The following is a 26,946-nucleotide window of genomic DNA, read 5'->3' on the forward strand; positions in this document are numbered from 1 at the left end:
CACGACACGTGACGCAGGCCCGGGATCTTGCCCTCGATCGAGGGCCGCGGGCGCGGCGCGAGCATCTGGTGCACCCGGACGCCGTCCAGCCGGTCTCCGGCGGCCTCGAGGGCGTCGAGCACCGTCGCGGGCTCACCGTTGAACGAGTTGACGACGATCTGGCTGCCCGACCCGACGTGGTCGAGCACGGCGTCGGCGGGACGTCGCACAGCCGCGATCATGTCCGGGATCGAGGGGGCCACCGAGATGATCCTGGGCCAGCGCCGACGCGCTGACCAGCGTGATCGCCGTGTGCGCCCGCCTCGTCACCCGGTGTTTCAGGCGGGTCGAGGCAGCGGCAGTGCCGGGGGCTCGTCGTCGGCGAGCCGCGCCGGCCCGGCCGGGTGCTCGACGAGCGCGAGCACCCGCGACGACATGAACCGCGCGGTGCGCACCGGCGTCCCGCCGCGCGTCACCTCGCTGACCTCGATCACGCCCCGGCCGTGCGCGATCTCCACGCGCCGCCCCGCCCGGGTCGCCTCCACGTCCCACGTCCGCGTCGCGCCACCGGCGTCGACGACGATCTCCACACGATCCCCGACCACGGGTCCTCCTCATCCTGTTCCCCCAGGTCAACGCCGGTGCGGGCCGGTTTCTTCCGATCTGCGTCGACGGGCGGGCTCCCCCTCTCGGCGTGCTCTGCTCGATGCTCCGTCTCCCTGTCGGCCCCCTCGGGCAGGATCGAGGACGTGGAGACGATGTCGGTGGCGCAGGCCCGGCGCGCAGCCGTGGCCGCCCAGGGGTTCGGCGGGCCGGCGCGGCGCGGGCCTCCCGCGCGGCGCACGATCGCGGCGGAGGTCGAGCGGCTGGGGCTGCTCCAGCTCGACTCGGTCAACGTGGCGGTTCGGGCGCACTACGCGCCGCTGTTCTCCCGCCTGGGCCCGTACGACCGCGACACCCTCGACGCGCTCGCGTGGCCGCAGACGCCCGCGCAGCGGCGGCGCCGCACCATGGTCGAGTTCTGGGTCCACGAGGCGAGCCTGCTGCCGATCGACGAGTGGCCGCTGTTCCGGTGGCGGATGCGCGACAACGCCGCCCGGCGGAGCCGCTGGCTCGGCTCCGCGCTGGACAACCATCCCGAGATCCTCGACGCGGTCACCACGGCGGTCGCGGAGCACGGCCCGCTCGAGGCCGGGGAGGTCGAGGCCGTGCTCGGCGGCGGGGGAGACCGGCGGGCGCGGGCCTACGGCGGCTGGTGGCAGCGCTCGGACGTCAAGGTCGCGTGCGAGCACCTCTTCGCGGTCGGCGAGCTCACCACCGGCACGCGGCGTGGCTTCCGCCGCGCCTACGAGCTCACCGAGCGGGTGCTGCCGCCCGAGGTCCGGGCCCGCGACCCCGCGCGCGACGAGTCGATGCGCGAGCTGATCCGCCGCGCCGCGCGGGTCCTGGGCGTCGCCACCGAGCCCGACCTGCGCGACTACTACCGCCTGCCCCCGGCCGAGAGCCAGGCGGCGGTGGCCGAGCTCGTCGACGGCGGCGAGCTCGTGCCGGTGCAGGTCGAGGGCTGGACCGCGCCGGCCTACCGGATGCCCGACATCCGACTCCCGCGGCGCGTCACCGGCCGGGCGCTGCTCGCGCCGTTCGACCCGCTCATCTGGTTCCGGGCGCGCACGCTGCGGCTGTTCGACTTCCACTACCGCATCGGCATCTACACGCCCGCCGAGAAGCGCACCCACGGCTACTATGTCTTCCCGTTCCTGCTCGACGGGCGGCTGGTGGCGCGGGTCGACCTCAAGGCCGACCGGGCGCTCGGGGTCCTGCGCGTGCCGGGCGCGTTCCTGGAGGAGGGCCCCGATCATCCGGACGAGCTCGAGGTCGCCGCCGAGCTCGCCGCGGAGCTGGCGACGATGGCCGGGTGGCTCGGCCTCGAGGGCGTCCTCGTCGACGGCGGCGGGGACCTCGCCGACGCCCTCGGTCAGGCCGTCAAGGTCGGGGGGTGGACGTAGCGCACGCCCGGGGGCAGGTGCCCGGTGCGTGAGGTGCGGGCGAGCACGGCGAGGAGGTCCTCGCGGAAGGCCTGCGCGGCGCGGGTCGGGGCGACGTCGGTGCGGTGGGCCAGCGAGATGGTGCGGTGGCTCCAGGCGCCGCCGTCAAGACGCGTGGCGCGCAGCGTCGGGTGCCCGGCCAGCACGAGGCTCGGCACGATGGCCACCCCGAGTCCGCGCTCCACCATGCGGAGCAGGGCGTCCATCTCGCCGCCCTCGACGGCGATCTGCGGGGTGACGCCGGCGGCCGCGCAGGCCGCGAGCGTCACCTCCCGCAGCTCGTAGCCGGGCCGGTTGACGACGAGCGGGTGCGCGGCGAGGTCGGCGACGCCGATGTGGTCGCCGAGGTCGGGACGGCCACGCCCCGTGACGACGACGAGCTCCTCGCGCAGCACCGGCGTCAGCGCCAGGTCGGGTGTCGACCCGGTGCGGTCGATCACCAACGCACAGTCGAGCTGGCCGCGCTGGAGGTCGGCGACGAGGTCCTGCGAGCCGCCCTCGGAGACCTGGATGGCGATGCCGGGGTAGCGGCCGTGGAAGACCTCGAGCACGTCAGCCACCACGCTGACGCACAGGCTCGGGGTGGCTCCGAGCCGGAGCCTGCCCTTGCGCAGGCCGGCGAGCTCGGCGATCTCCATCCGGGCGGTCTCGGAGTCGGCGACGATCCTCCGGGCGAGTGGCAGCAGTGCCTCGCCCGCCGGAGTGGGTGTGACGTTGTCGTGACCCCGCGTGAGCAACGTCTCGCCCAGGTCGTCCTCCAGGCTGCGGATCTGTTTGCTCAGCGTGGGCTGCGCGACGCGGCACAGGTCCGCTGCCTGCGTGAATCGGCCGGTGTCCACCACAGCGAGGAAGTAGCTGAGCTGTTTGATGGTCATCGCCATAGCTTCACGCTATGACATGGCGGTGCTGCATGCATTAGCGCTTCGTCGCGCGCGGACCTACCGTTTTCACGTGGTCATCACCCCGCAGCGCAACATCGTCTCGAGGACGTGGGGCACCTCGGTCGGGAAGAAGTCGGTCATGGCCGTGACCGGCGGAATCTTCCTGCTCTACGTCATCGCCCACATGATCGGCAACCTGAAGATCTTCTTCGGGATCGAGGCCTTCGACGCCTACTCGCAGCACCTGCGCGAGATCGGCGAGGCGATCTTCGGGTACGAGGGCGTCCTCTGGATCATCCGTCTGGTCCTGACCGTGAGCGTCGTCCTGCACATGTGGGCGGCGTTCTCGCTCTGGTACCGGGCGAAGAAGGCACGCCCCGTCGGGTACCAGCACCGGCAGAGCTGGCAGGGCAGCTACGCGGCCCGCACGATGCGCTGGGGCGGGGTGATCATCGCGCTGTTCGTGATCTGGCACATCCTCGACCTGACCACCGGGACGGTGAACCCCCTCGGCGGCGACGAGAGCGCCTACATGAAGCTCGTCGCGAGCTTCGACCGCTGGTACGTGGCGCTGTTCTACGTCCTCGCCGTCGTGGCGCTCGGGTTCCACATCCGGCACGGGCTCTGGTCGGCGATCCAGACGTTCGGCCAGAACAGCGCGCTCAAGCAGAACGCGCTCAAGACCTTCTCCTTCGTCGTGGCCGCGGTGATCACGGTCGGCTTCGCGATCGTGCCGTTGTCCGTGATGTTCGGTCTGGTGAGGTAACACAGTGTCTGATCTCTTCGGCCATGAATCGCAGCAGGAACCCACGGCCACGCAGGGCGAGGGCCGCTACGTCGTCGGCGACCCGATCGGCGACACCCGCGCGCCGGACAGCCCGATCGGCGACCGCTGGGCCGACCGCAAGTTCTCCGCCCGCCTGGTCAACCCGGCGAATCGCCGGAAGATGAGCGTCATCGTCGTCGGCACCGGCCTCGCCGGCGGTGCGGCCGCCGCGACGCTGGGCGAGGCCGGCTACCACGTGAAGTCGTTCTGCTTCCAGGACAGTCCGCGGCGCGCGCATTCGATCGCCGCCCAGGGCGGGATCAACGCCGCGAAGAACTACCGCTACGACGGCGACTCGGTCCACCGCCTGTTCTACGACACGATCAAGGGCGGCGACTTCCGCTCGCGCGAGTCGAACGTCCACCGCCTGGCCGAGGTCAGCCTCAACATCATCGACCAGTGCGTCGCCCAGGGCGTGCCGTTCGCCCGCGAATACTCGGGCCTGCTCGACACGCGCTCGTTCGGCGGCACGCAGGTGTCCCGCACGTTCTACGCCCGCGGGCAGACGGGTCAGCAACTGCTGCTCGGGGCGTACCAGGCCCTCGAGCGCCAGGTCGCGGCCGGCACCGTCGAGATGCACCCGCGCACCGAGATGCTCGACCTCGTCGTCGTCGACGGGCGGGCACGCGGGATCGTCACGCGCAACCTGTTCACCGGCCAGATCGACACGCACCTCGCGGACGTCGTCATCCTCTGCTCGGGCGGCTACGGCAACGTCTTCTACCTGTCGACGAACGCCAAGGGCTCGAACGTCACCGCCGCCTGGCGGGCGCACAAGCGGGGCGCGCTGTTCGCGAACCCCTGCTACACGCAGATCCACCCGACGTGCATCCCGGTCTCCGGCGACTACCAGTCGAAGCTGACCCTCATGTCGGAGTCGTTGCGCAACGACGGGCGCGTGTGGGTCCCCAAGGAGCGCGGCGACGACCGCCCGCCGGGCGAGATCCCCGAGGACGAGCGGGACTACTACCTCGAGCGCCAGTACCCGGCGTTCGGCAACCTGGTCCCGCGCGACATCGCCTCGCGGGCCGCGAAGAACATGTGCGACGCCGAGCACGGCGTGGGCCCGGGCGGCCTCGGCGTCTACCTCGACTTCTCCGACGCCATCGAGCGTCTCGGGCGGCACGCCGTCGAGGCCAAGTACGGGAACCTGTTCGAGATGTACCAGCGCATCACCGGGGACGACCCGTACGAGGTCCCGATGCGCATCTACCCGGCGATCCACTACACGATGGGCGGGCTGTGGGTCGACTACGACCTGCGCTCGACCATCCCGGGCCTGTTCGTCGGCGGCGAGGCGAACTTCTCCGACCACGGGGCGAACCGCCTCGGCGCGTCGGCGCTGATGCAGGGCCTCTCCGACGGGTACTTCGTCCTGCCGACGACGGTGGCCGACTACCTCGCCGACGCGCCGTTCGACGCCGTCCCGGAGGACCACCCCGCCGTGGTCGAGGCCGTCGAGTCGACCCGCCGGCGGATCGACAAGCTCCTCTCGGCCAACGGGCACCGCACCGTCGACTCGTTCCACCGCGAGCTCGGGCAGCTCGTGTGGGACCAGTGCGGCATGGCCCGCAGCAAGGAGGGCCTGGAGAAGGCCCTCGACCGGATCCCCTCGCTGCGCGAGGAGTTCTGGCGCGACGTCAAGATCGTCGGGACCGGCGACGGCTTCAACCAGTCCCTGGAGAAGGCCGGTCGCGTCGCCGACTTCATGGAGCTCGCGGAGCTCATGTGCATGGACGCGCTGCACCGCGAGGAGTCCTGCGGCGGGCACTTCCGCGTCGAGCACCAGACCTCCGACGGCGAGGCCGAGCGCGACGACGAGAACTTCTCGTACGTGGCGGCCTGGGAGTACGGCGGCGACAACCAGCGGCCCGTGCTGCACAAGGAGGACCTCGAGTTCTCCTACGTCCACCCGAGCCAGCGCAGCTACAAGTAGCGGAGTCACCACAGTGAAGCTCACCCTGCGCATCTGGCGTCAGGCCTCGCCCGAGGCCAAGGGCAAGATGCAGAAGTACGTGCTCGACGACGTCGAGCCGGACATGTCGTTCCTCGAGATGCTCGACGTGCTCAACGAGAAGCTGACCGTCGACGACAAGGACCCGGTCTCGTTCGACCACGACTGCCGCGAGGGCATCTGCGGCTCGTGCGCGATGGTCATCAACGGCACCGCGCACGGCCCGCAGAAGAACACCACCACGTGCCAGCTGCACATGCGGCACTTCAACGACGGCGACACCATCGACATCGAGCCGTGGCGCGCCAGGGCGTTCCCGGTGATCAAGGACCTGGTCACCGACCGCAGCGCCTTCGACGAGATCATCAAGGCCGGCGGTTACATCTCGGTCAACACCGGCTCCGCGCCCGAGGCGCACGCGATCCCGGTGGACAAGGTCTCGTCCGACGACGCGTTCGACGCCGCCACCTGCATCGGGTGCGGCGCCTGTGTCGCGGCGTGCCCGAACGGCAGCTCGATGCTGTTCACCTCGGCGAAGGTCACCCACCTCGGCCTGCTCCCGCAGGGCCAGCCGGAGCGGGCGACGCGCGCGATGAACATGCTCGCCAAGCAGGACGAGCTGGACTTCGGCGGCTGCACGAACGTCGGCGCCTGCCACGAGGTGTGCCCGAAGGGCATCCCGCTGGCCTCGATCGCGCAGCTGAACCACGACGTCCTCGGCGCGACCCTCACCGGGGCGCGCTCGGACTAGGCGGGGCCCGCACCAGGGGGGAGCGAGGGTCACCCCGGCTGCGCCTGACGCAGCAGGGGAGTCCCTCGCTCGTTCCCCGGGGCGGCGACGTGGGGAAGCGAGGGTCACCCCGGCTGCCTGCGACGCAGCGAGGGACTCCCTCGCTCGACCCGCCCGCTCAGGACGCGGCGGCGAGCGCGGGGCGCGGCTTCGCGGTCGCGACGGTCACGTCGCCGGCCCCGGTGCGCGCGTTGACGCTCAGCGGCCCGCCGGCCGGAGCGTCCTGCTCCGGTCGCTCCGCGCGCACCGGCAGCTCGGTGCGCACGCGCCCCACCGCGGTGTGCAGCGCCACCTTCGCGTCGACGCCGGGATGGACCCCGATCCACAGCGACCCCACGCCGGTTCCGATCTCCAGCTCGCCGGCGACCGCGTCGGCGACCCGGACGTCGCCGGCCGCGGCCCGGATGGCCACGTCGGCGTGCACCTCGCCGAGCCGGATGCGCCCGGCGCCGGTGCTGATCTCGGCGGGCGCGAGGACGTGGTCGACCCGCACGCCGCCGGCCCCGCCCGTCATGCGCAGCGGGCCGTCGAGGCGGCCGATGCGGACCTCGCCGGCCCCGCAGCTCAGCTCGGCGCGCCCGGCGACCTCGTCCAGGCGGACCTCGCCGGTGCTGTGCACCGAGACCTCGTCGGCGCGCCCCTCGACCCGGATGCGCGCGGCGCCGGCGCGCAGGCGCAGGGCGGTGCCGCGCGGCGCGCGGACGGTCACGGCGAGCGGGATCCCGCGGAGGGCGAGGTCGCCCGGTCCGCGCACCGTGATGCGGCGGGCGTCGGCGTCCCAGTCGAGCGTGGTGGCGTCGACGGCCGCGGCCGCCCGATCCTCCGGCGACATCGGCGTGCGGTCGGCCCCGAGGAAACCGACCAGCTTCGAGACCCCGCGCAGCCACCCGGGCGGCGCGTCGGGGTCCGCTTCCACACGCGCCCGTACGGCGCGGTCCGTGTCCTCGGGACCCGGGTCGAGGTGCACCCGCACCGTGCCGGCGTCGATCGCGAGGTCCAGGGTCACCGGCTCCCACCCGCTCCCGGTGATCTCGCGAGCAGTCTTCTCCGGTCCGGCACTCATCCGCGCACCCAGCCCGAGACGTCCCCGCCGCCGTCGTCGTCACCCTTGCCGGGGTCCTTCGGCGGGTCCTGCGGCGAGTCCTTCGGGGCGTCGTCCCCCGAGGACGACGACGGAGCCGACGGCGACGACGGAGCCCCCTGGTCCCAGCCCTTGCGCCAGTTCTCGTCCCAGTCCTTGTCCCAGTCCTTGTCCCAGTCCTTGTCCCAGTCCCGGTTCCGGTCCCATCCCTGGTCCCAGCCCCGCACACCGCCGTGCTGCCGGAGCGCACCCTGGACGGCCTGGCCGATCCAGGAGTTCAGCGACATCCCCTGCGCGGCGGCGGCCTTCTCGGCCTGGCCCTTGATCTGGTCGACCAGGCGCAGGGTCATCCGCGAGATGTCGCCGACGTCCGGGCCCCCGCCGAAGCCGGGACCGGGGAAGCCGGGCCCAGGCGGGGGCGGCGGGGTGTGACCGTGCGAGCCGGGGCCGCCGGTCGGCGTGCCGGCGAAGGGCGAGGAGCCGGGACCGGCGTAGAAGCCGTTGCCGCCGTCGGCGGCGGGGTCGCGGTCGACGACGACCTTCACCTCGCGGCCGGAGAGGCGCAGCGAGACGGTGCGGTCGCCGAGCTGCTCGGAGACCTCGCCGGCGAGGTCGGAGAGGGCGTTCATGAGCGCCAGGCGGACGGCGGGCTCGAGGGCGGCGGCGAGCGAGGAGCCCGCCCGGGTCGTGGCCTCGTCGCCGACCGCGGCGGCCGCGGCGAGGTCGTCGCGGAGGGCGGCGACGTACGGTGTCAGGTCCATGACACCACATTGACACCATTCGGCCGTGATCGCCACCATCGTGGTGTCAGTACGCGGCCGGCGAACGCCGTCAGGGGCGACTTGTACCGTGGGCGTGTGGCCCTTGGGACCGAAGACGCAGCGGAGCGGAGCTCGACCATTGACACCGTGACCCCTCAGGTGACCCTGATCGCGAAGACCGAGTTCTTCGCGCCGCCGGGGGTCCCGTGGGAGACCGACGCGGACGGCGGTCAGGCGCTCGCCGAGTTCGCCGGCCGGGCCTGCTACCAGTCGTGGAGCAAGCCGAACCCGGCGACGGCGACCAACGCCGGCTACCTGCGGCACATCCTCGAGGTCGGGCACCTCTCGGTGCTCGAGCACGGGTCGGTCAGCTTCTACCTCACCGGCATGTCGCGCAGCCTCACCCACGAGCTGATCCGCCACCGCCACTTCTCGTATTCGCAGCTCTCGCAGCGCTACGTGCCCGAGAGCGACGCGGCCATGGTCGAGCCCGACGTCATCGCCGACGACCCCGAGCTGCATCAGCTGTTCGCCGAGGCGGGCGCCGCGGCCCTCGCGTCGTACGAGAAGCTGCTCGCGGGCCTCGAGGAGCGCTTCGCCGACGAGCCCAACCGCACGCTGCGCCGCAAGCAGGCCCGCCAGGCCGCACGCGCCGTGCTGCCCAACGCCACCGAGACCCGCATCGTCGTCACCGGCAACTACCGGGCCTGGCGCCACTTCATCGCGATGCGCGCCAGCGAGCACGCGGACGTCGAGATCCGCGATCTCGCGATCGCGTGCCTGAAGGTGCTCCAGGCCGAGGTGCCCAACGTGTTCGCCGACTTCGAGATCCGCCGCCTGCCGAGCGGGTCCGAGGTCGCCGCGAGCCCGTTCGTCACCGAGGGCTGAGCCGGGTGGCGTCCGGGTAGGAGAATCCCATGAGTGCCGCCCAGATCGCCGACGCCGAGCGTCGCGATCTCGCCGACCTGTTACTACGGCTCGGCCCCGACCAGCCCACGCTGTGCGGGGGCTGGACCACGCGCGACCTGCTCGCGCACCTGATCACCCGCGAGCGCCGGCCCGACGCCGCGCCCGGCATCCTCATCCCGCTGCTCGCGGGGTGGACCGGGCACGTGCAGGCCGCGCTCGCCCGGGGCGACTTCGGCGACCTCGTGGGTACCTTGCGGTCGGGCCCGCCGTTCTGGAGCCCGATGGCGTTGCCACCACTGCGAGCGGTCGACGTCCAGGAGTTCTTCATCCACCACGAGGACGTGCGCCGGGCGCAGGCCGGGTGGTCGCCGCGCCCGCCGGACGAGACGCGCGACCGCACGATCTGGCGCATGGTCGGCCTGCTCGGCCGGCTGAGCTACCGCTCCAGCCCGGTCGCCGTGACGCTGCGCCGTCCCGACGGCGAGGAACACGCCGTACGCTCCGGTCCGCGCACCGTGATCCTCACCGGTGAGCCGGGCGAGCTGCTGCTGCACGCGGCGGGGCGCGACGAGTGCGTCGTGCACCCCGAGGGCGAGCCCGCCGACGTCGCCACCGTGATGGCGCTCGACCGCGGGCTGTAGCCCGCACACCGTTCTCCGACCCACCCGCCCCAGGAGGCCCCGATCCCCACCCTCGTCCCGGACACCGCCCGATGAGCCGCTCCACCGCCCGCCGCCCCGACAACGGCCAGCAGGCCCAGCAGCAGGAGCACGCGAGCCACGACTGCGCCCGCGGCTCCGGCGTGCCGACCCAGTCGGTACCGGGCTCCGAGGGCGCGCCGCCGCCGACGCCCGAGGGCGCCCTGCGCGTCGTCGCCCTCGGCGGCATCGGCGAGGTCGGGCGCAACATGACCGTGCTGGAGTACGGCGGGCGCCTGCTGATCGTCGACTGCGGCGTGCTGTTCCCGTCCGAGGACTCGCCCGGCGTCGACCTGATCCTGCCCGACTTCCGCGCCGTCGAGGACCGCCTCGACGACGTCGACGCGCTGGTGCTCACCCACGGGCACGAGGACCACATCGGCGCCGTGCCGTTCCTGCTGCGCCAGCGCCCGGACCTGCTCGTCGTCGGCTCGCGGTTCACGCTCGCGCTGGTCGAGGCCAAGTGCCGGGAGCACCGGCTCACCCCGCACCTCCTCGAGGTCCGCGAGGGCGAGCGCAACCACCACGGCACGTTCGACTGCGAGTTCTTCGCGGTCAACCACTCGATCCCCGACGCATTGGCCGTCGCCGTCCGCACGCCGGGCGGCACCGTCCTGCACACCGGCGACATCAAGCTCGACCAGCTGCCCCTCGACGGCCGGCTCACCGACCTCGCCGGCTTCTCCCGGCTCGGCGACGAGGGCGTCGACCTGCTGCTCGTCGACTCGACCAACGCCGAGGTCCCGGGCTTCGTCACCCCGGAGCGCGACATCGCCCCGGTGATCGACGACGTGTTCCGCAAGGCACCGAGCCGCCTGATCGTCGCGTGCTTCGCCAGTCACGTGCACCGCGTCCAGCAGGTGCTCGACACGGCCGCCCGGCACGGGCGCAAGGTGTGCTTCACGGGCCGCTCGATGGTGCGCAACATGGGCATCGCGACCGAGCTCGGCCTGCTGCACGTGCCCGAGGGCCTGCTCGTCGACCTGGACGACGCGCTGGCCATGCCCGAGAAGGACGTCGTGCTGGTGTCGACGGGCTCGCAGGGCGAGCCGCTGTCGGCGCTCGGACGCATGGCTCGCGGCGACCACCGCCAGATCACGATCACCCCGGGCGACACCGTCGTGCTCCTCTCCAGCCTCATCCCGGGCAACGAGACGGCCGTCTTCGCCGTGATCAACGGGCTCACCCGCCTCGGCGCCGAGGTCGTGCACTCCGGGGTCGCCCGGGTGCACGTCTCCGGTCACGCGTCGGCGGGCGAGCTGCTGTTCCTCTACAACGCGCTGCGACCGCGCAACGTCATGCCGGTGCACGGCGAGTGGCGCCACCTGCGCGCCAACGCAGAGATCGCCCGGCGCACCGGCGTCGAGAACGTCGTGATCGCCGAGGACGGCGTCGTCGTCGACCTCGTCGACGGGCGCGCGGCGATCAGCGGGCGGGTCGAGGTCGGCCACGTCTACGTCGACGGCAACCAGGTCGGCGACGTCGGCGAGTCGACGCTCTCGGACCGGATGGTGCTCGGCGAGGGCGGCTTCATCGCGATCACCGTCGCCGTCGAGGCGAGCACCGGGCGGGCCGTGTCCGCGCCGAAGATCTCCGGCCGCGGGTTCTCCGACGACCCCAAGGCGCTGGAGAACGTCGTGTCCCTCGTGGAGATGGAGCTCTCGCGCACCGAGGCCGAGGGCATCACCGACACCCACCGGATCGCGCAGGCGGTGCGGCGCGTCGTCGGCAAGTGGGTGGGGGAGACCTACCGCCGCCGGCCGATGATCGTGCCGACGGTCCTGCCGGTCTGAGCGTCGTCGTTCGCCTCCGGCGAGGCAGCTCCCCTCTCGGCGTGCTCCTCTCCGTGCTTCGTGCCTCAGCGCCGACGGATCGTCTTCTCCAGGTGGTGACGCACCGGGGCCCAGAGGTTCGGGAGCACGAGGTCGACCTGGTCGTGGAGGTACCAGCCGGCGCGCACGCTGTCGGGGATCTCCTCGGGGTCGACCTCGTGCACCGGGCTCGCCGCGACGTAGATCGTGGCGATGCCGTCGTGGTTGAAGCGCCCGAGCTGGCGCCCGGAGCGGACCGCCACACCGGTCTCCTCGAGACAGCCGCGCTCGGCGGTCGCGCCGGGCGACTCCTTGGGCTGCGGGCGGCCGCCGGGCAGGACCGCCGGCGGCATCTCCCCCGGCCGGTGGACGAGTAGCAGCCGGCCGGGCGGCGCCGTCACCACGGCGAGGACGAGCTGTGCGTCCCTGCTCATGCGCGCCTCCTCGTGCCCGGCGACCAGGCTACGGCGCGTGACCGCCTCCGACGCCGCCGAGGTGACCACCTCCGCGCAGTGTGTCGCCCGCCGCGTCACGACGGCGACCTCGCCGACTCCCACGGCCGCGCGGGCCGGCGTCGCTCTCGTCGCCCGGGCGAGACCGCGCTGTAGCCGCGGAACGAACGCATCGCGCGGCACACGAAGGGGTCTCCGGCACCCACCACCGGCGCGCGTCCGTTCGGACGCGATCTTCTCCTGCGACAGCGTGAGTGACGTGGGCCACTGATCGTTCCAGAATCGGGGAGTCAGCCCGCTGCGACGGCCTTCGCCGGGTCGTCCGGTCCGCCAGACATCCACGAGGAGCGCCCATGAAGGCCGTTGCGTACATCGAACCGATGAAGGTCGAGATCCAGGACGTGGAGTATCCGGGCCTGGAGCTCAAGGACGGGCCGGGGGTGAACCCGGCCAACGTGGGGCGCCAATGTCCCCACGGCGTCATCCTCAAACTGGTGGCCACGAACATCTGCGGCTCCGACCAGCACATGGTGCGCGGACGGACCACGGCTCCGCCCGGGCTGATCCTCGGCCACGAGATCACCGGCGAGGTCGTCGAGGTCGGTCGCGACGTCGAGTTCATCAAGCAGGGCGACCTCTGCTCGGTGCCGTTCAACATCGCCTGCGGCCGCTGCCGGATGTGCAAGGAGGGGCACACCGGCGTCTGCCTCAACGTCAATCCGGACCGCCCGGGCTCGGCCTACGGCTACGTCGACATGGGCGGTTGGCAGGGCGGCCAGGCCGAGTACGTCATGGTGCCCTACGCCGACTGGAACCTGCTGAAGTTCCCCGACCGAGACCAGGCCATGGAGAAGATCCTCGACCTGACCATGCTGTCGGACATCTTCCCGACCGGGTACCACGGCTGCGTGAGCGCCGGCGTCACCACGGGGTCGACGGTCTACATCGCCGGCGCCGGACCGGTGGGGCTCGCGGCCGCGGCGTCGGCCCAGCTGCTCGGTGCGGCCGCGGTGATCGTCGGAGACATGAACACGGAACGCCTCGAGCACGCGCGGAACGCCATCGGCGCCGAGACGGTCGACCTCGCCGAGGAGGGCTCGCTGCCCGACAAGCTCGAGCAGATCGTCGGCGAGCCGGTGGTCGACGCCGCGGTGGACGCGGTGGGCTTCGAGGCGCGGGGCCACGGCAAGGACTCGGACCACGAGCAGCCGGCGACGGTCCTGAACTCGATCATGGAGATCACCCGGGCCGCCGGGAAGCTGGGTATCCCGGGCCTCTACGTCACCGGTGACCCGGGAGCGGTGGACGACGCGGCGAAGGTCGGGAGTCTCTCGATCCGGATCGGGCTCGGCTGGGCGAAGTCGCACTCGTTCACCACCGGTCAGTGCCCGGTGATGCGCTATCACCGGCAGCTGATGCAGGCGATCCTCGGCGATCGGGTGCAGATCGGGAAGGCGGTCAACGCGACCGTCATCTCGCTCGACGACGCACCGCAGGGCTACGCCCGGTTCGACTCGGGCGTTGCCCGCAAGTACGTCATCGACCCGCACGGGTCGATCGCGGCCTGAGAGCGGCATCCGGTGTCCCGGTCGGGGGTCGGCGGCACGCGGCGAAGCGGAGCCGACGCGCCGACGGCGACCGTCAGTCCCCGACCGGGACCCCGCCGAACAAGACCAGGCTGACCACGAAGTAGGTGACGTAGGCGGCGAGCAGGACCACGCCGTGCCGCCGACGCAACCGCCCGCTCGCGAGCATCACGGCCGACGCCGCCGTCATCAGCACGAGCACCGGCAGGTGCCACTGCACGACCTCGGGCGCGACGACGATCGCGCCGCCGGCGAGCAGGACGATCCCGAGCTTGCCGGTCACCGAGAACGCGACGCTGCCGACGACGTTCGCGACCGCGATCTCCGGCGCGCCGCGGCGGGCCGGCTCGGCGGTGAGCAGGAGGTCCTCCAGCGACAGGGCCAGCGTCGCGATCGTGACGCCGAAGACCGTTCCCTCGACAGCGAACTGCTCGAGGATGCCTTCGGTGCCCGCACCCGCGACCGCGGCGCCGACGACGAGCCCGGCGAGCGCGAGCACGGCGAGCGCCACCGTGCCGGCGGGCGAGTGCTGCCGGGCGCGCAGGAAGCCCTCGTCGATCCGCCGGCCGGCCGGCGGTTCGGCGCGGTGCGGACCGGCGGGCGCGCGCCCCCGCCGCGACGCCACCCCGCCGCCGAGCGTCACGCGGTCGATCTGCTCGTAGAGCGCGGCGTCGCGCCAGACCGGGCGCCGCGCGGCGTACTCGCGCAGCGCGATCCACCCGACGAAGACGGCGAACAGCGCCAGGAGCGCGACGCCGGCGGCTGCGCCGAGCGTTCCGGTGAGCGCGAGCGCGTACATCACCAGCGGCGCGCCCATGTAGAGGCCGAGGTAGTCCCGGGGGACCTGCACGCTGGTCGGCGCGACGATCGCGGCGAGGGCGAGCACGAGCCCGGGCATGGCGATCGTCGTCCCGATGACGGTGCCGAGCGCGACCTCGTGGAGGTCCTCCAGGCCGAGGGCCAGGCCGAACGCGAGGTCGTCGAACTCGATGCCGGTGAAGACGATCGCGACGAGAAAGAGCGAGATCGCCCACCGGCTCGCCACCCCGACGAGGTGGCCGATGAGCTTCTCGGCGCTGTAGACGAGGACGGCGACGCCGAGGACGAACTCGACGAGGGGGATCACGGGTGCTCTAGCCTCTGATCGCCTCGACCGCGCTGATCACGGCGAGCACCACCATGATGGCACCGGCCACCCACGCCACCCACTTCACGGGCACCACCTGGCGCAGGCGATGGCCGCCGTACACCGCGAGCGCGGACACCGCCCAGAGGCCGACGAGCGCCCCGATGCCCACCCGGACCGGATCGTCGTACTGCGCGGTCAGCGTCGCGGTGAGGATCTGCGAGGGGTCCGCGAGCTCCGAGAGCGCCGTGATGCCGAAGGCGGTGGCCACGACGGCCCAGCGGGTCCGCGGCGCCTCCCGCTCGTCGTCGCCGTCGTCATCGTCGTCGTCCTCCATGGCCTCGCGGATCGTGAGGAACGCGCCGAGCAGGAACATCACCGCGAGGACCGCCTCGAGGGGACGCTCGGGGAGCAGACCGACGAGGCTTCCCGCCGCGACGGCGATGCCGACGTGCACGAGCATCCCGGCGCAGACGCCGAGGAGCACCCAGCGGGCCGGGAACCGGGTGGCGAGGACGAGCGTCACGAGGCCGCTGGTGTCCGCGATCTCCGCCAGGGCGACGATGAGGAAGGTGACGGCGATCACGGACACGCGGACCTGAGTACTCCCCGCCGACCCCGCCCGCAAGGACGGGAGCCGCGGTGCGGGCCACGTCGGCGGTGCCGCCGTGGCCGAGGTCAGGGCTGTGCGGCCCTCGCGAAGGGCGGATCCTGTGACGCTGCCTGCTCACGGCGCGGCGCCCGCCACGTGAGCTCGATCTCCAGCTCGACCTTGTCGCCGTACGGCTCGATCTCCAGCTCCACCTGGAGGTCGTCGGCGACGTGCAGGGTCACCGGCGCCCCGGAGAGCGCGACCTCGACCGGGCCGTCGGTGTCGAGCGCCCGTGCGAGCTCGGCGAGCCACCGCGCGGCCTCCCGCCGTGACAGCCTGGCCTTCTGCTCGATCTCGCCCTTGCCCATCTCGGCCTCCTCGCGCGGGACCCCTCAGTCTGCGCGGTGGGGGCGGGCGACGACATCCGGCATCGGCACCAAGACCGGTTCCCGCGTCGACCCCGCCGCGGGGGCGGCGGCCGGGTCGTTGGCCTCGGCCACCGCCTCGTCGATCAGGTGGCGGTCGGGGGAGAGCACGCAGACCGGGTCGGTGCGGTACATGTCGCCGGTGAGCTGGAACGCCTGGCAGCGGCACCCGCCGAGGTCGACCTCGCGGCGCTCGCAGCTGCGGCACGGGTCCGGCATCCAGCCGGTGCCGCGGAACTCCGAGAACAGGGGCGACTCTCGCCAGATCCAGGCGAGGTCGTGCTCGCGGACGTTGGCCCGCGGCAGCGGCAGCTCGTGGGCCGACAGGCACGGCCAGGCGTTGCCCTCGGGCCCGACGACGAGCTGGCGCGACCCCCAGCCGCCCATGCAGGGCTTGGGGTACTCGGCGTAGTAGTCGGGGATGACGTAGATGACGTCGGTCTTCCCGCGGAGGCGCTCGCGGGCCTCGCGGCTGACCTTCTCGGCGTGCTCGAGCTGCTCGCGGCTCGGCAGCAGGGCCTCGCGGTTGCGCAGCGCCCACCCGTAGTACTGGGTGTTGGCGAGCTCGACCCGGTCGGCCCCCAGCTCCTCGACCCGGTCGAGGATCGCCGCGATCCGGTCGATGTTCTGCCGGTGCAGCACGACGTTGAGGGTCAGCGGCCAGCCCAGCTCCTTGACCAGCCGGGCCGCCTCGATCTTCCTGTCGAACGAGGAGATGCCGGCGAGCCGGTCGGAGAGCACCGGCTCGTCGGCCTGGATGCTGACCTGGACATGGTCGAGACCGGCGTCGCGCAGCGCCTCCGCGCGCGGCTGCGACAGGCCGATCGCGCTGGTGACGAGGTTCGTGTACATCCCGAGCCCGCTCGCGTGGCGCACGAGGTCGACGAGGTCGCGTCGCAGCAGCGGCTCGCCGCCCGAGAAGTGGCTCTGCAGCACGCCGAGGTCGGCGGCCTCGTCGAGCACCCGGCGCCACTCGTCGGTCGAGAGCTCCTCGGAGCGCTTGGTGAGCTCCAGCGGGTTGGAGCAGTACGAGCACGACAGCGGGCATGCGTGGGTCAGCTCGGCCAGCACGCCGAGGGGGCCGTCAATCATGATCGATCTCCACCCAGCGCCTGCTGACGAGCTTGGCGAGGAACGCCTCCACCTCGTCGTCGACGACGCGGTCGTACCGGCGGCCGAGCTCCTCGACGATCTCGGCGACGGTGCGCGTGCCGTCGCAGAGCCCGAGGATGTCGGCCCCGGTGGGGTTGAGCACCACGACGGTCTCGGGCCCGAGCAGCACCTGCCGCTCCCGCGCGGAGTCGTAGCGCGTCTTGACGAACCGGGCGAGATGCGGCCGCCCGGTGCGCGGAACCGTGCTGGTCACGAGGGATACGCCCGGTTCGCAGGGTAAGCGATGTCAATCGCGTCCATCATGCTCCACAGCACGTCGTTCTTGAACGCGAGCGCGGCGACCGCGGACTCCTGCGACTCGGCCGTGCGGCAGTGCTCCTTGACGATCTCCAGCGCGTGCTCGGAGTCGCGCGGTGCCTGGTGCAGCCGGTTGCGGAAGTAGTCGAGGCCGTCCCTGTCGATCCACGTGTAGTGCTTCTCGAACGCCGCGAGCCGCTGGGCCATGAGGCTCGGCGCGAACAGCTCGGTGAGCGACGAGGCGACGGCCTCGACCCACGGCCGCGTGCGCGCGAAGGTCACGTAGGCGTCCACCGCGAAGCGCACGCCCGGGACGATGTGCCGGCCGTCCTCCATCTCGGCGCGCTCCAGGCCGCAGGCCTCGCCGAGACGCAGCCAGGCCTCGATGCCGCCCTCGGTGGTACCTCCGTCGCCGACAGTGCCGTCGTGGTCGGTGATCCGCCGGATCCAGCGCTGGCGGACCTCGCGGTCGGGGCAGTTGCCGAGGATCGCGGCGTCCTTGCGCGGGATCGCCTCCTGGTAACAGAAGCGGTTGGCCACCCAGCCCCGGATCTGCTCCGGCGAGAGCTCCCCGGCGTTCATGCGCACGTGGAAGTCGTGCTCGCTGTGATAGCGCGTGGCCTGGGAGCGCAGCCGCTCCACCAGGGCCTCCGGGCCGACCGCCGTGCCCGGCGCCGCCTCGTTCCCGGTGCCGGTGCCGTTGGTCTCGTGGGTGACCGTCATGCCGCTCCTCAGACCTCCACCTCGAGCCCGTCGACGGCGATCTCCACCCCGCGGGTGGCGACCGTCGCGTACTCGGGGGAGTCCTCGAGCAGCATCGGGTTCGTGTTGTTGATGTGCACGTAGATCTTGCGTTCGGCCGGGAGCCCGGCCAGCACCGCGAGGCTCCCGTCCGGCCCGTCGACGGCCATGTGGCCCATGTCGTGGGCGGTCTTCGAGGCCAGGCCCAGGCGGATCATCTCGTCGTCGGTCCAGGTCGTGCCGTCGACGAGCACGGCGTCGGCGGCCGCCAGCTCGTCGTGCACCGCAGGGGTCACCTCCTGGACGCCGGGCAGGTACACCGCGGTGCGCCCGGTGGCGGTGTCGGTGAAGCGGTAGCCCACCACGCGGCCGACGTCCTCGGTCGTTCCGATGGTCGAGCTCGGCTGCGCTGCGTCTCCGGCCCCGATGGTCGAGCTCCGCTGCGCTGCGTCTCCGGCCCCGATGGTCGAGCTCCGCTGCGCTGCGTCTCCGGCGAACCGGGCCTTCTTCGCCGTCGGCGCGTCGAACGCGGTGTAGGTCAGGCCCTCGCCGAGCGCGACGGTCTCGCCGGGGACGACGCGCCGCGTCGTCACCTGGGTGTAGCGCTGCAGCGTCGTGAGGAAACCCGTGCCGCTGCGCAGGGTCTCGAACGACGCGTCAGTGGCGTGCAGCTCGACACCCGGGCCCTCGCGCAGCAGGAGCAGGCCCATGGTGTGGTCGAGCTCGGCGTCGGTGACGAGGACGGCGGCGATCGGGCTGTCGCGCTTCGAGCGGGGCCGGAGCACGGGGGTCGCCTCGATCTGCGCGCGCAGGTCGGGGGAGGCGTTGACCAGGAACCACGTGCTGCGGTCGGCGCTCACGGCGATCGACGACTGGGTCCGCGGGTGGGCGGGCCGCGAGCCGGCCCGGACCGCGCGGCAACCGGGGCACCCGCAGTTCCACTGGGGGAAGCCGCCACCCGCGCCGGCGCCGAGCACCCGCAGCCACATCGCCGTTCGTCCTCCTTCGCGCCATTGCTCCGCGACAGCGTCAGGGGCGCCGGAATGACATTTCCGACGCCCCTGTCGCACGTGTCGTCAGTCAGCCGTCAGTCGCTGAGCTGAGCGACGTACATCGTCACCTCGGGGGCGACACCGAACTCTTCGAACTCGGGGGTCTCCCAGACGGAGAGCGACTCCATGATTGCGGCCACCTCCTCTCGATCACTCCTCGAGCGACGTTACCTGCCGCGCGCCGCCGGAGCAGCGCGCACGATCACCAGAATTTGATACCGACGGACTTCAGCCGGCGCTGATGGAGGTGCTCCACATGGGCGATGTCGTCCTGGGCGATGAGGTCGCCCCACGCGGACGCCGCTTTCGTCCCCTGTGCCAGCAGTTCCTCCATCTCATCGTCGACGACGTCGGCGCTCTGGATGATGCGCGAGCCGAACCCGATGTGCCAGCGCTCGTCGCGCAGCACGAGCTCCATTCCCTTGACGACGCCGGGCATCTTGACCGAGAGCCCCTTGAGCGTCTCGAGCAGTGCGTGCTGACCCGCCGTGAGCACCACGCCCTCGAGGATCATGTGGTAGAGCCCGACGGCGGCCGTGAGGTTCTCGTGGTCCTGGGCGACCTGCTCCGCGATCGCGGGGAGGCGCTGCTCGAAGAGCTCGACGAGGTCCGGGCTCACGCGGTCGCGCAGGGCGTCGACCCGCTCGGTCATGGCCGCACCGGGGACGCCGCAGACCTCTCGCACCACGCGGTCGAAGAAGCGGGCGTGGCGGGCCTCGTCGCGGGCCTGGGCCTGGAAGACCTCGGCCATCTTGTCGTCGCTGCTGGCCGCGGCGTGGAACGAGGTGAGGTGCGTGGCCACCGAGGTCTCACCGATGCAGAAGCCGGCGAGCAGGCCCAGGACCTGGTCGTACTCGTCCTGGTCGAGCTGTCCGAAGGCCTCGATGTCGGCCGTGAGGTCGATGGCGTTCTCGTCCCACTGCAGCGATTCCGCGAGCTGGGCGAAGTGGCCGTACCCGGTGATCATGTATGCAGCATCCTCACATCTCCGGGAACTCGCCCGGTTCCACCTCGCGGAAGTCCGCCTTCTCGGCGCCGCAGATCGGGCACATCCAGTCGTCGGGGATGTCCTCGAAGGGCGTCCCGGGCGGGATGCCGCTGTCGGGGTCTCCCTCCTCCGGATCATAGATGAACCCACACATTTCGCAGAGCCAGCGCTTGGCCGCGGGCCGCGACGCTGTCTGCTCGACGGTCATCGGATCTCCTGACGGTTTGCCGAGGAGCGGGGGCACCGAAACGCCGCGAAGGGGCGCCGGAACCCTCCGGCGCCCCTTCGCGATCAGTGGTCGATCAGTCGTCCATCTGGGCGACGTACATCGTCACCTCGGGAGCGACCCCGATCTCCTCGAACTCCGGGGCCTCCCACACGTGGAGCTCCATGGCGTGTCTCCTTCCTGTCGGCCGTCGTTCGGACGAGCCGGCGCGACGATTCCTGGCTCTCTGGGTGGATTACTCGGGCAGCGCGAAGCAGAACAGCGCGTCACCCGCGGCGGCACCGAGCAGGCCGGGCAGGAAGCCCTCGACCCAACCGCCCCACCCGGTCGGCACCGCGATGTACTGCCGGCCGTTCACCTCGTACGTGGACGGGCTCGAGTGGTGCCCGCTGCCGCACTGGAACGAGTAGAGCTTCTCGCCGGTGTCGGCGTCGAGGGCGACGAACTCACCGGTCGGCGTGCCCTGGAAGACGAGCCCGCCGGCGGTCGTCAGCGTGGAGGCGCACATCGGGTACTCGTTGTTCCAGCGCCACTTCTCCTCGCCCGTCACCGGGTCGATGGCCGCGACGTACCCGTAGAAGTCGTCGAGGTCGACGGCGACGCCCGCGCCCCAGTAGGGGATGCTCTCCCGGAACTCGCGGCGGCGGCGGGTGGCCGTCGCCCCGACCTCCTGGACGGGTACGTAGATCAACCCCGTGCTGGGGTTGTACGACATGTGCGTCCACTCCTTGCCGCCGGCCGGGCCGGGCCAGAAGTGCACGGGGACGCCCTCCTCGTCCGGGTAGACCTTGGGCGTGACCTTGCCGTCCGGCGTGATCTCGCCCCAGGTGATGCGGTCGACGAAGGGGAAGACGCGCACCAGCTCGCCGTTGGTGCGGTCGAGGACGAAGAAGTAGCCGTTCTTGTCCGCGTGGGCGAGCAGCTTGCGCCCGTCCGGAGCGTCGAAGAGCAGGTTCTCCATCGTCGAGTCGTAGTCCCACAGGTCGTGCGGGGTGAACTGGTAGTGCCACCGGATCTGGCCGGTGTTCACGTCCACCGCCACGACGCTGTCGGTGTAGAGGTTGTCGCCGGGGCGGACGCCGCCGTCGAAGTCGGGCGCCGGGTTGCCGGTGCCGTGGTAGAGCAGCTCGAGCTCGGGGTCGTAGGTGGGGGTGACCCAGCAGTTGGCGCCGCCGCGCTGCCACGCCTCGGCGTTCTCGTCGCCCCAGGTCTCCGAGCCGGGCTCGCCCGGCTTCGGGACGGTGTAGCAACGCCACTGGCGCTCGCCGGTCTGGGCGTCGAAGGCGTCGATGTGGCCGCGGAGGCCGAACTCGCCGCCGGCGCTGCCGACGATCACCTTGTCCTTGACGATCAGCGGCGCGACCGAGCCGCTCTCGCCGGCGCGCACGTCACCGTTGACGGTGTCCCACACCAGGTCGCCGGTCTGGGCGTCGAGGGCGATGAGGTGGGCGTTGAGGGTGTAGAGGTACACCTTGCCGTGACCCACCGCGACGCCGCGGTTGACGTTGCCGCAGCACAGCGAGACGTCGTAGGGCGACGCCCACTTGTAGCGCCACAACTCCTCGCCCGTGGCGGCGTCGATCGCCCACACCTTGCCGTCCGGGCCGGAGACGTACATGACGCCCTCGACCACCAGCGGCGAGGCCTCGAACGAGTAGGTGGAGGCGCCGGAGTGCAGGCCGTTCATGCCGGCCTGGAAGACCCACGCGGGAGTCAGGCGCTTGACGGTCTCCTTGTTGATCTGGTCCAGCGGGCTGTACCGCTGGCCGTCGTAGCTGCCGTAGTAGGTCAGCCAGTTGGCGGGCTCCGACTTGGCGTTCTTGATGCGCTCGAAGTCGACGTTCCCGGTGGCCGGGGCCTGCCCCTTGGTGGCGCTGAGGGTCTTGTGCGGGACGGCCTCGCCGGCGTCCACGTAATCGGTCACGACGGAATTCCTCTCTCGGGCTCTACGGCTCTACGGGCGTGGCTGCGGGGGACGGTCCTGTTTCGCCGAGTCCGGCACCTCGCCGCCGAACACGAGCGCACCCGTCAGGCCGCGACCCTCGTCGTTGCCGGTCGTGGAGCCGTAGTAATAGGTGCCCGGGCCGGACAGCGAGAGCCGCGCCGTGCCCTTGGAGTGGTTGACCAACCAGATGATCTTGGGGTCGCCGTTGTGGGGGAGCACCGCGCAGTGGGTGTTCTTGTCGTCGTTGATGAGCGTGAGCTCGACCTCGCCCCCCTCGGGGAAGACGAGGATCGACGGCTCCCAGATGAGCTCGTCCTCCGGGATCCGGACCGTGGCCCGCATGATGCCGTCGGACCCCTTCTCGGCGTGCCCGATGGACCCCGTGCCGAGAAGTCGGCCCAGTGCTGTCCTGTTCTGGCCGTCCAGGCCGGCTGCGCTCAGCTCGGCGTCTCGATCTGTGGACGTCATCCGACGTACCTCCTCGTGGATGCCCGATCTCTTCTCCGTCGACGGGCCCGGGCCCAGGGGCGGCCGGTGCCGTCGCGGGACGTGGCGCATCGCCGGGACGTCGAGGTCGGGGAGGGCTCTCGCTGCTGCCTTCGGTCACTCGACCGTCCGGCCGACGACGTCGACCACTGGGGCGGCAGGACACGTCCGTCCCACGGCGGCCGGTCGATCGCGGGCGCCGAGCGGTGTGTGCTGAGCCACAGGCGACAGTAGGGAGCCGTTCCGACGTCGGCAAGAGGTCCAACGAGGTCAATAGATCTCGATCATGTCCACGGGGCGCCGATCACTGCCCCGGCCTCGGATGATCACGGTCGGTAGTTTTCTGGACTGTTCCGTTTTCCGGAACGGGGGACGACTCGTCCGGGACGGACCGTCAGCCCTGTCCGACCGGCGGGGTTCTGCGTGCCGAGGTGTCGTGGATCACCGTCAGGCGTCTATGGTCGGTCGTGGGCGGCGCCGCCGGCGGGGGCGGTCGGCGCCGGACGGGAGGACTGTCGGGTGGGCAGGTTCGGGTCGGCCGAGGCGCTCCGATGGCTGAGCACGCACGGGACGCACGCCGACAGCGTGGAGATGAAGACCCTGCTGGTGCCGCCGGCCGGGGCGGCGGCCGAAGCCCTGACGGGGCGCCACGCACCGACCTGGAGCGTGCGCCAGAGCTACCTCCTCGACACCGCGGAGCTGGATCTCCTCCGGGCCGGCGTGGAGGTCCGCCTGCGGCGCCGTGCGCGCGGGAAGTTCGACCTCGCGGTGTCCGCACGTCGCCGCGGCACGGAGCTCGGGTGCTACCGGCCCCGGGGCGCGCGCGTGGAGTACGACGTCGTGCCCGAGGGGGTCTGGAAGGACATCGAGGTGCGCCGCGACATCGACTCGGCGATCGCCGCGTCGGTGATCGCCGGCTCGGCGAAGGCGCGCGAGCTGCTGTCCGCCACCCAGTGCACGTGGGCCCTGACCGGCGGGAGCGAGACCGTCGACGACGCCGCCCTGAGTGAGCTACACGTGCACGGCCCGATGGTCGTGCGCCGGGTGAAGGTGTCGGCGGGCGGGCTGGGTCTGCGGCGTGTCGACCTCGAGCACTTCCGGTTCCCGAGTGGGCGCGAGCTGGTCGAGCTCTCGACGCGCTGCTGCCCACAGGAGGCGCCGGACGCCGCCGCGGGGTTCGAGCAGCTGCTCGCCGAGCGTGAGGTGATGGTCGCGCCGGAGTACCGCACGAAGACCTCCGTGTGGCACGACGAGATCGTCGGGCGCCGGTAGTCCCGGTCGTCCCGGTCCCGGTCCCGGTCCCACCCGGGCGGGGCGCGTGTGGCTACCGGGGCTCGTGGTGCCCCCGGGATACCGTGGGGCCATGGCCGGGCGGACCGAGACACCTGACAAGCGCGGGTCCCGCAGCCGCCCCATCACGGGCGGGCGGACCCCGCGCGCGAAGGGCGGCGGTGCCGACACCACGGCCCGCTCGCCCCAGCAGCGCCGTCCCACGCGGGCCCGCAAGCGGCCGGCGACGCGGACGACCAAGGGCCGTGCTCCCGCGCGCCGCACCGGGCCCGGTCCCATCGTGCGCACGCTGCGAGGCGGCTGGGTGCTCACCGCCCGCGGGCTCGGCTCCCTGGTCCGGACGCTGGGACGCGCCCGCGACGTCGACGCCGCCCACCAGCGTGACGGCGTCGCCCTCGGCCTCGTCGTGCTCGCGGTCCTCACCGCCGCGGGGGTGTGGTGGGGCGCCGGCGGGCCCGTGGGCGCGGGCCTGGACGTCGGGCTGCGCACCGTCATCGGCGCGGCGGCCCTGGTGCTGCCCGTCGTTCTCCTCGGCGTCGCGGTCGTGCTCCTGCGCACCGACCCGGAACCCGAGACCCGGCCGCGCACCGTGGTCGGCGCGCTGCTGCTCGGCGTCTGCGTGCTGGCGGTCTGGCACCTCGTGGCCGGCGCCCCGCGCGACCTCGCCGGGCGGCGCGCCGGCGGGGGCGTCCTCGGCGCCGTGGTCGCCGACCCGCTGGCGCGCGGCGTCACCGTCTGGATCGCCGGGGTCGTCCTCGTGCTCGTCGGGCTCTACGGGCTGCTCGTGCTCACCGGCACGCCGGTGCGCGAGGTCGGAGTGCGCCTGCGGGCGCTCGTCACCGGCGAGCACCCGGACGACGAGTGGGGCGGGCCCGACGACGTCGACGTCGACGGCGTGTCCGAGGACGACGACGGCACGGCGCCGACCGCCGCGATCCCGCGGCGCGGGCGCCGCAAGGGCGGCGACCTCGGCGACCTCGGCGACCCCGAGGGCCCGGAGGACGGCTCGCAGGCGGGCGACGCCGCGGGCCACCCGGCCCGCCACCGCGACCGCAACGCGGCGGCCGTCCCCGACCTGACCCGCCCCGCCGAGGACGAGCCGACGGCACCGCCGAAGGGCCGCGCGAAAGCTCCGGCGCGTGCGGCCGCGGCGGCGCCCCCGGCGCCCCCGGCGCCCCCGGAGGCTCCGGAGGAGACCGAGACCGACCCCCAGGCCGCGACGTCGTTCAGCTCGCACCGCGACGATCCCGACTCCGACTACCGGCTGCCGCCGCCCGACCTGCTCACCCCGGGCGAGGCGCCCAAGGCCCGCAGTGCCGCGAACGACGCGATGATCGAGGCCATCACCGGGGTGCTCGAGCAGTTCAAGATCGACGCCGAGGTCACCGGCTTCACCCGCGGCCCGACGGTCACCCGCTACGAGGTCGAGCTCGGGCACGGGGTGAAGGTCGAGAAGATCACCGCCCTGCACCGCAACCTCGCCTACGCCGCGGCCACCGACCGCGTGCTGCTGCTCGCGCCGATCCCGGGCAAGTCGGCGGTGGGCATCGAGGTGCCCAACACCGACCGCGAGATGGTCCGCCTCGGCGACGTCCTCAACTCGGCGACGGCCCGCGCCGAGACCCACCCGATGGTGATCGGCCTGGGCAAGGACATCGAGGGTCGGATGGTCACGGCCAACCTCGCGAAGATGCCGCACCTGCTCGTGGCCGGCTCCACCGGCTCCGGTAAGTCGAGCTTCGTCAACTCGATGCTCGTGTCCCTGCTGCAGCGGTCCACGCCGGACGAGGTCCGGATGATCCTCATCGACCCGAAGATGGTCGAGCTGACGCCCTACGAGGGCATCCCGCACCTGATCACGCCGATCATCACCTCGCCGAAGAAGGCGGCCACGGCGCTGCAGTGGCTGGTCGAGGAGATGGAGCAGCGCTACGCGGACATGCAGGCCAACCGCGTACGGCACATCGACACGTTCAACGAGAAGGTGCGCAGCGGCGCGATCCAGGCGCCGCTCGGCTCGGAGCGGGTCTACCGGCCCTACCCCTACATCATGTGCATCGTCGACGAGCTCGCCGACCTCATGATGACCGCGCCCCGCGACGTCGAGGACGCCATCGTCCGCATCACCCAGAAGGCGCGGGCCGCCGGCATCCATCTGGTGCTCGCCACGCAGCGCCCGAGCGTCGACGTCGTCACCGGCCTGATCAAGACGAACGTGCCGTCGCGTCTGGCGTTCGCGACGTCGTCGCTGACGGACTCGCGGGTCATCCTCGACCAGCCCGGTGCCGAGAAGCTCATCGGCATGGGCGACGCGCTGTTCCTGCCCATGGGCGCGGGCAAGACCAACCGCCTGCAGGGCGCGTTCATCGCCGACGACGAGATCTCCGCGGTGGTCGAGCACTGCAAGGAGCAGGCCGACCCGCAGTACACCGAGGGCGTCACCACCGAGGCCGCCGGCGAGAAGAAGGAGATCGACCCGGACATCGGGGACGACCTCGAGCTCGTGGTCGCGGCGGCCGAGCTGATCGTCACCAGCCAGTTCGGGTCGACCTCGATGCTGCAGCGCAAGCTGCGGGTCGGGTTCGCGAAGGCCGGCCGGCTCATGGACCTGCTCGAGACCCGTGGCGTCGTCGGTCCGTCGGAGGGCTCGAAGGCCCGCGACGTGCTGTTCAAGCCCGACGAGCTGCCCGACCTCCTGGCGTCGCTGCGCGGGGAACCGGTGCCGTCGGCGGCGGCCGACGACGATCCGGACGGGCCGCCGGCCGACGAGGACGTCGAGCGCGGGTAGCCGCGTCCTGCGGGGCGGCGGGTCGTGATCCTGGGGCGGCGCGAGGCTTACCCGTCCGGATGTTCTGCGCGGGTCGCCGACGGTGGCCGATGTGGGACTGCTCG

28 protein-coding genes are annotated in these 26,946 nt (G+C 72.2%); 10 read left to right on the plus strand and 18 right to left on the minus strand.

Going from position 1 to position 26,946, the window contains the following annotated elements:
- Positions 1–317 precede the first annotated feature (317 nt).
- Positions 318–584, minus strand: a complete 267-nt coding sequence (locus tag AC2A1K_RS17770) for a hypothetical protein (protein WP_483897631.1) — start codon at positions 582–584, stop codon at positions 318–320.
- A 153-nt stretch (positions 585–737) separates the two neighbouring features.
- Between AC2A1K_RS17770 and AC2A1K_RS17775 the strand changes: the two genes are divergently transcribed.
- A complete protein-coding gene (locus tag AC2A1K_RS17775; RefSeq protein ID WP_483897706.1) occupies positions 738–1,985 on the plus strand; it encodes a winged helix-turn-helix domain-containing protein in 1,248 nt (415 codons plus the stop codon).
- Here AC2A1K_RS17775 and AC2A1K_RS17780 read toward each other — a convergent pair.
- Complete coding sequence (locus AC2A1K_RS17780; RefSeq protein WP_483897632.1) at positions 1,955–2,899, minus strand: LysR family transcriptional regulator; 945 nt, start codon at positions 2,897–2,899, stop codon at positions 1,955–1,957. The genes AC2A1K_RS17775 and AC2A1K_RS17780 overlap by 31 nt on opposite strands.
- A gap of 76 nt (positions 2,900–2,975) precedes the next feature.
- On the opposite strand from AC2A1K_RS17780, the gene AC2A1K_RS17785 reads away from it, so the two are divergent.
- The 3 genes from AC2A1K_RS17785 (at position 2,976) to AC2A1K_RS17795 (ending at position 6,436) form a co-directional block, all read left to right on the plus strand.
- Positions 2,976–3,671, plus strand: a complete 696-nt coding sequence (locus AC2A1K_RS17785) for a succinate dehydrogenase cytochrome b subunit (RefSeq protein ID WP_483897633.1) — start codon at positions 2,976–2,978, stop codon at positions 3,669–3,671.
- Between the two features lie 85 nt (positions 3,672–3,756).
- A complete protein-coding gene (locus tag AC2A1K_RS17790) occupies positions 3,757–5,667 on the plus strand; it encodes a fumarate reductase/succinate dehydrogenase flavoprotein subunit (RefSeq protein WP_483897707.1) in 1,911 nt (636 codons plus the stop codon).
- 13 nt (positions 5,668–5,680) lie between these two features.
- On the plus strand, positions 5,681–6,436 hold the full coding sequence (locus AC2A1K_RS17795; protein WP_483897634.1) for a succinate dehydrogenase/fumarate reductase iron-sulfur subunit: 756 nt from the start codon (positions 5,681–5,683) through the stop codon (positions 6,434–6,436).
- Positions 6,437–6,593: 157 nt separating this feature from the next.
- On the opposite strand, the gene AC2A1K_RS17800 is transcribed toward AC2A1K_RS17795, so the two are convergent.
- Together AC2A1K_RS17800 and AC2A1K_RS17805 are read right to left on the minus strand one after the other, a co-directional pair.
- On the minus strand, positions 6,594–7,538 hold the full coding sequence (locus AC2A1K_RS17800) for a DUF4097 family beta strand repeat-containing protein (RefSeq protein WP_483897635.1): 945 nt from the start codon (positions 7,536–7,538) through the stop codon (positions 6,594–6,596).
- Positions 7,535–8,317 carry a toxin-antitoxin system HicB family antitoxin gene (locus tag AC2A1K_RS17805; protein WP_483897636.1) on the minus strand — a complete coding sequence of 261 codons (783 nt, stop codon included), beginning with the start codon at positions 8,315–8,317 and terminating at the stop codon, positions 7,535–7,537. Before AC2A1K_RS17805 ends, AC2A1K_RS17800 begins: the two co-directional genes overlap by 4 nt.
- A gap of 138 nt (positions 8,318–8,455) precedes the next feature.
- On the opposite strand from AC2A1K_RS17805, the gene thyX reads away from it, so the two are divergent.
- The 3 genes from thyX to AC2A1K_RS17820 all read left to right on the plus strand — a co-directional run bounded on the left by thyX (position 8,456) and on the right by AC2A1K_RS17820 (position 11,717).
- Complete coding sequence (thyX, locus tag AC2A1K_RS17810; RefSeq protein ID WP_483897708.1) at positions 8,456–9,205, plus strand: FAD-dependent thymidylate synthase; 750 nt, start codon at positions 8,456–8,458, stop codon at positions 9,203–9,205.
- Positions 9,206–9,234: 29 nt separating this feature from the next.
- A complete protein-coding gene (locus AC2A1K_RS17815; RefSeq protein WP_483897637.1) occupies positions 9,235–9,867 on the plus strand; it encodes a TIGR03085 family metal-binding protein in 633 nt (210 codons plus the stop codon).
- 71 nt (positions 9,868–9,938) lie between these two features.
- Positions 9,939–11,717, plus strand: coding sequence for a ribonuclease J (locus AC2A1K_RS17820; RefSeq protein ID WP_483897638.1), 1,779 nt, complete (start codon positions 9,939–9,941; stop codon positions 11,715–11,717).
- Positions 11,718–11,782: 65 nt separating this feature from the next.
- On the opposite strand, the gene AC2A1K_RS17825 is transcribed toward AC2A1K_RS17820, so the two are convergent.
- Positions 11,783–12,169 (minus strand): NUDIX hydrolase, encoded by a 387-nt coding sequence (locus tag AC2A1K_RS17825; RefSeq protein ID WP_483897639.1) that lies wholly within the window; start codon positions 12,167–12,169, stop codon positions 11,783–11,785.
- Positions 12,170–12,540: 371 nt separating this feature from the next.
- Between AC2A1K_RS17825 and fdhA the strand changes: the two genes are divergently transcribed.
- Complete coding sequence (gene fdhA, locus AC2A1K_RS17830) at positions 12,541–13,755, plus strand: formaldehyde dehydrogenase, glutathione-independent (RefSeq protein WP_483897640.1); 1,215 nt, start codon at positions 12,541–12,543, stop codon at positions 13,753–13,755.
- 73 nt (positions 13,756–13,828) lie between these two features.
- On the opposite strand, the gene AC2A1K_RS17835 is transcribed toward fdhA, so the two are convergent.
- The 13 genes from AC2A1K_RS17835 to AC2A1K_RS17895 all read right to left on the minus strand — a co-directional run bounded on the left by AC2A1K_RS17835 (position 13,829) and on the right by AC2A1K_RS17895 (position 22,746).
- On the minus strand, positions 13,829–14,899 hold the full coding sequence (locus AC2A1K_RS17835) for a sodium:calcium antiporter (protein WP_483897641.1): 1,071 nt from the start codon (positions 14,897–14,899) through the stop codon (positions 13,829–13,831).
- Between the two features lie 7 nt (positions 14,900–14,906).
- Entirely contained in the window at positions 14,907–15,491 is a 585-nt protein-coding gene (locus AC2A1K_RS17840) for a TMEM165/GDT1 family protein (protein ID WP_483897642.1), read from the minus strand.
- A gap of 86 nt (positions 15,492–15,577) precedes the next feature.
- Positions 15,578–15,859: an amphi-Trp domain-containing protein gene (locus tag AC2A1K_RS17845; RefSeq protein WP_483897643.1), complete on the minus strand. Its 282-nt coding sequence runs from the start codon at positions 15,857–15,859 to the stop codon at positions 15,578–15,580.
- Positions 15,860–15,883: 24 nt separating this feature from the next.
- The gene (pqqE, locus tag AC2A1K_RS17850) at positions 15,884–17,008 is read right to left on the minus strand and encodes a pyrroloquinoline quinone biosynthesis protein PqqE (RefSeq protein WP_483897644.1); all 1,125 of its coding nucleotides are present in this window, start codon (positions 17,006–17,008) and stop codon (positions 15,884–15,886) included.
- Positions 17,001–17,282 (minus strand): pyrroloquinoline quinone biosynthesis peptide chaperone PqqD, encoded by a 282-nt coding sequence (pqqD, locus tag AC2A1K_RS17855; RefSeq protein WP_483897645.1) that lies wholly within the window; start codon positions 17,280–17,282, stop codon positions 17,001–17,003. Before pqqD ends, pqqE begins: the two co-directional genes overlap by 8 nt.
- Positions 17,279–18,049, minus strand: a complete 771-nt coding sequence (gene pqqC / locus AC2A1K_RS17860) for a pyrroloquinoline-quinone synthase PqqC (RefSeq protein WP_483897646.1) — start codon at positions 18,047–18,049, stop codon at positions 17,279–17,281. Before pqqC ends, pqqD begins: the two co-directional genes overlap by 4 nt.
- 8 nt (positions 18,050–18,057) lie before the next feature.
- Positions 18,058–19,056, minus strand: a complete 999-nt coding sequence (pqqB, locus tag AC2A1K_RS17865) for a pyrroloquinoline quinone biosynthesis protein PqqB (protein ID WP_483897647.1) — start codon at positions 19,054–19,056, stop codon at positions 18,058–18,060.
- 98 nt (positions 19,057–19,154) lie between these two features.
- Positions 19,155–19,247, minus strand: coding sequence for a pyrroloquinoline quinone precursor peptide PqqA (gene pqqA / locus AC2A1K_RS17870; RefSeq protein ID WP_483897648.1), 93 nt, complete (start codon positions 19,245–19,247; stop codon positions 19,155–19,157).
- A gap of 74 nt (positions 19,248–19,321) precedes the next feature.
- Positions 19,322–20,086 carry a ribonucleotide-diphosphate reductase subunit beta gene (locus tag AC2A1K_RS17875; protein ID WP_483897649.1) on the minus strand — a complete coding sequence of 255 codons (765 nt, stop codon included), beginning with the start codon at positions 20,084–20,086 and terminating at the stop codon, positions 19,322–19,324.
- A gap of 13 nt (positions 20,087–20,099) precedes the next feature.
- Positions 20,100–20,315 carry a rubredoxin gene (gene rd / locus AC2A1K_RS17880; RefSeq protein WP_483897650.1) on the minus strand — a complete coding sequence of 72 codons (216 nt, stop codon included), beginning with the start codon at positions 20,313–20,315 and terminating at the stop codon, positions 20,100–20,102.
- Between the two features lie 94 nt (positions 20,316–20,409).
- Entirely contained in the window at positions 20,410–20,499 is a 90-nt protein-coding gene (pqqA, locus tag AC2A1K_RS17885; RefSeq protein ID WP_133825024.1) for a pyrroloquinoline quinone precursor peptide PqqA, read from the minus strand.
- A 69-nt stretch (positions 20,500–20,568) separates the two neighbouring features.
- Positions 20,569–22,257, minus strand: coding sequence for a PQQ-dependent dehydrogenase, methanol/ethanol family (locus tag AC2A1K_RS17890; RefSeq protein ID WP_483897651.1), 1,689 nt, complete (start codon positions 22,255–22,257; stop codon positions 20,569–20,571).
- 30 nt (positions 22,258–22,287) lie between these two features.
- Entirely contained in the window at positions 22,288–22,746 is a 459-nt protein-coding gene (locus AC2A1K_RS17895; protein WP_483897652.1) for an MSMEG_3727 family PQQ-associated protein, read from the minus strand.
- 537 nt (positions 22,747–23,283) lie between these two features.
- Between AC2A1K_RS17895 and AC2A1K_RS17900 the strand changes: the two genes are divergently transcribed.
- Positions 23,284–24,036, plus strand: a complete 753-nt coding sequence (locus tag AC2A1K_RS17900) for a hypothetical protein (protein ID WP_483897653.1) — start codon at positions 23,284–23,286, stop codon at positions 24,034–24,036.
- A gap of 91 nt (positions 24,037–24,127) precedes the next feature.
- Positions 24,128–26,842, plus strand: coding sequence for a DNA translocase FtsK (locus AC2A1K_RS17905; RefSeq protein ID WP_483897654.1), 2,715 nt, complete (start codon positions 24,128–24,130; stop codon positions 26,840–26,842).
- Positions 26,843–26,946 lie beyond the last annotated feature (104 nt).

It is taken from the genome of Actinomycetospora sp. 2LY8.5, from assembly GCF_057180585.1.

Bases quoted from the DNA above. Each gene is read 5' to 3' on its own strand.
- AC2A1K_RS17775 (WP_483897706.1), top strand. From the start codon at position 738: ATGTCGGTGGCGCAGGCCCGGCGCGCAGCCGTGGCCGCCCAGGGGTTC.
- AC2A1K_RS17780 (WP_483897632.1), bottom strand. From the start codon at position 2,899: ATGACCATCAAACAGCTCAGCTACTTCCTCGCTGTGGTGGACACCGGC.
- AC2A1K_RS17800 (WP_483897635.1), bottom strand. From the start codon at position 7,538: ATGAGTGCCGGACCGGAGAAGACTGCTCGCGAGATCACCGGGAGCGGG.
- AC2A1K_RS17805 (WP_483897636.1), bottom strand. From the start codon at position 8,317: ATGGACCTGACACCGTACGTCGCCGCCCTCCGCGACGACCTCGCCGCG.
- AC2A1K_RS17815 (WP_483897637.1), top strand. From the start codon at position 9,235: ATGAGTGCCGCCCAGATCGCCGACGCCGAGCGTCGCGATCTCGCCGAC.
- AC2A1K_RS17820 (WP_483897638.1), top strand. From the start codon at position 9,939: ATGAGCCGCTCCACCGCCCGCCGCCCCGACAACGGCCAGCAGGCCCAG.
- AC2A1K_RS17825 (WP_483897639.1), bottom strand. From the start codon at position 12,169: ATGAGCAGGGACGCACAGCTCGTCCTCGCCGTGGTGACGGCGCCGCCC.
- fdhA (WP_483897640.1), top strand. From the start codon at position 12,541: ATGAAGGCCGTTGCGTACATCGAACCGATGAAGGTCGAGATCCAGGAC.
- AC2A1K_RS17845 (WP_483897643.1), bottom strand. From the start codon at position 15,859: ATGGGCAAGGGCGAGATCGAGCAGAAGGCCAGGCTGTCACGGCGGGAG.
- pqqE (WP_483897644.1), bottom strand. From the start codon at position 17,008: ATGATTGACGGCCCCCTCGGCGTGCTGGCCGAGCTGACCCACGCATGC.
- pqqC (WP_483897646.1), bottom strand. From the start codon at position 18,049: ATGACGGTCACCCACGAGACCAACGGCACCGGCACCGGGAACGAGGCG.
- pqqB (WP_483897647.1), bottom strand. From the start codon at position 19,056: ATGTGGCTGCGGGTGCTCGGCGCCGGCGCGGGTGGCGGCTTCCCCCAG.
- pqqA (WP_483897648.1), bottom strand. From the start codon at position 19,247: ATGGAGTCGCTCTCCGTCTGGGAGACCCCCGAGTTCGAAGAGTTCGGT.
- AC2A1K_RS17875 (WP_483897649.1), bottom strand. From the start codon at position 20,086: ATGATCACCGGGTACGGCCACTTCGCCCAGCTCGCGGAATCGCTGCAG.
- rd (WP_483897650.1), bottom strand. From the start codon at position 20,315: ATGACCGTCGAGCAGACAGCGTCGCGGCCCGCGGCCAAGCGCTGGCTC.
- pqqA (WP_133825024.1), bottom strand. From the start codon at position 20,499: ATGGAGCTCCACGTGTGGGAGGCCCCGGAGTTCGAGGAGATCGGGGTC.
- AC2A1K_RS17895 (WP_483897652.1), bottom strand. From the start codon at position 22,746: ATGACGTCCACAGATCGAGACGCCGAGCTGAGCGCAGCCGGCCTGGAC.
- AC2A1K_RS17905 (WP_483897654.1), top strand. From the start codon at position 24,128: ATGGCCGGGCGGACCGAGACACCTGACAAGCGCGGGTCCCGCAGCCGC.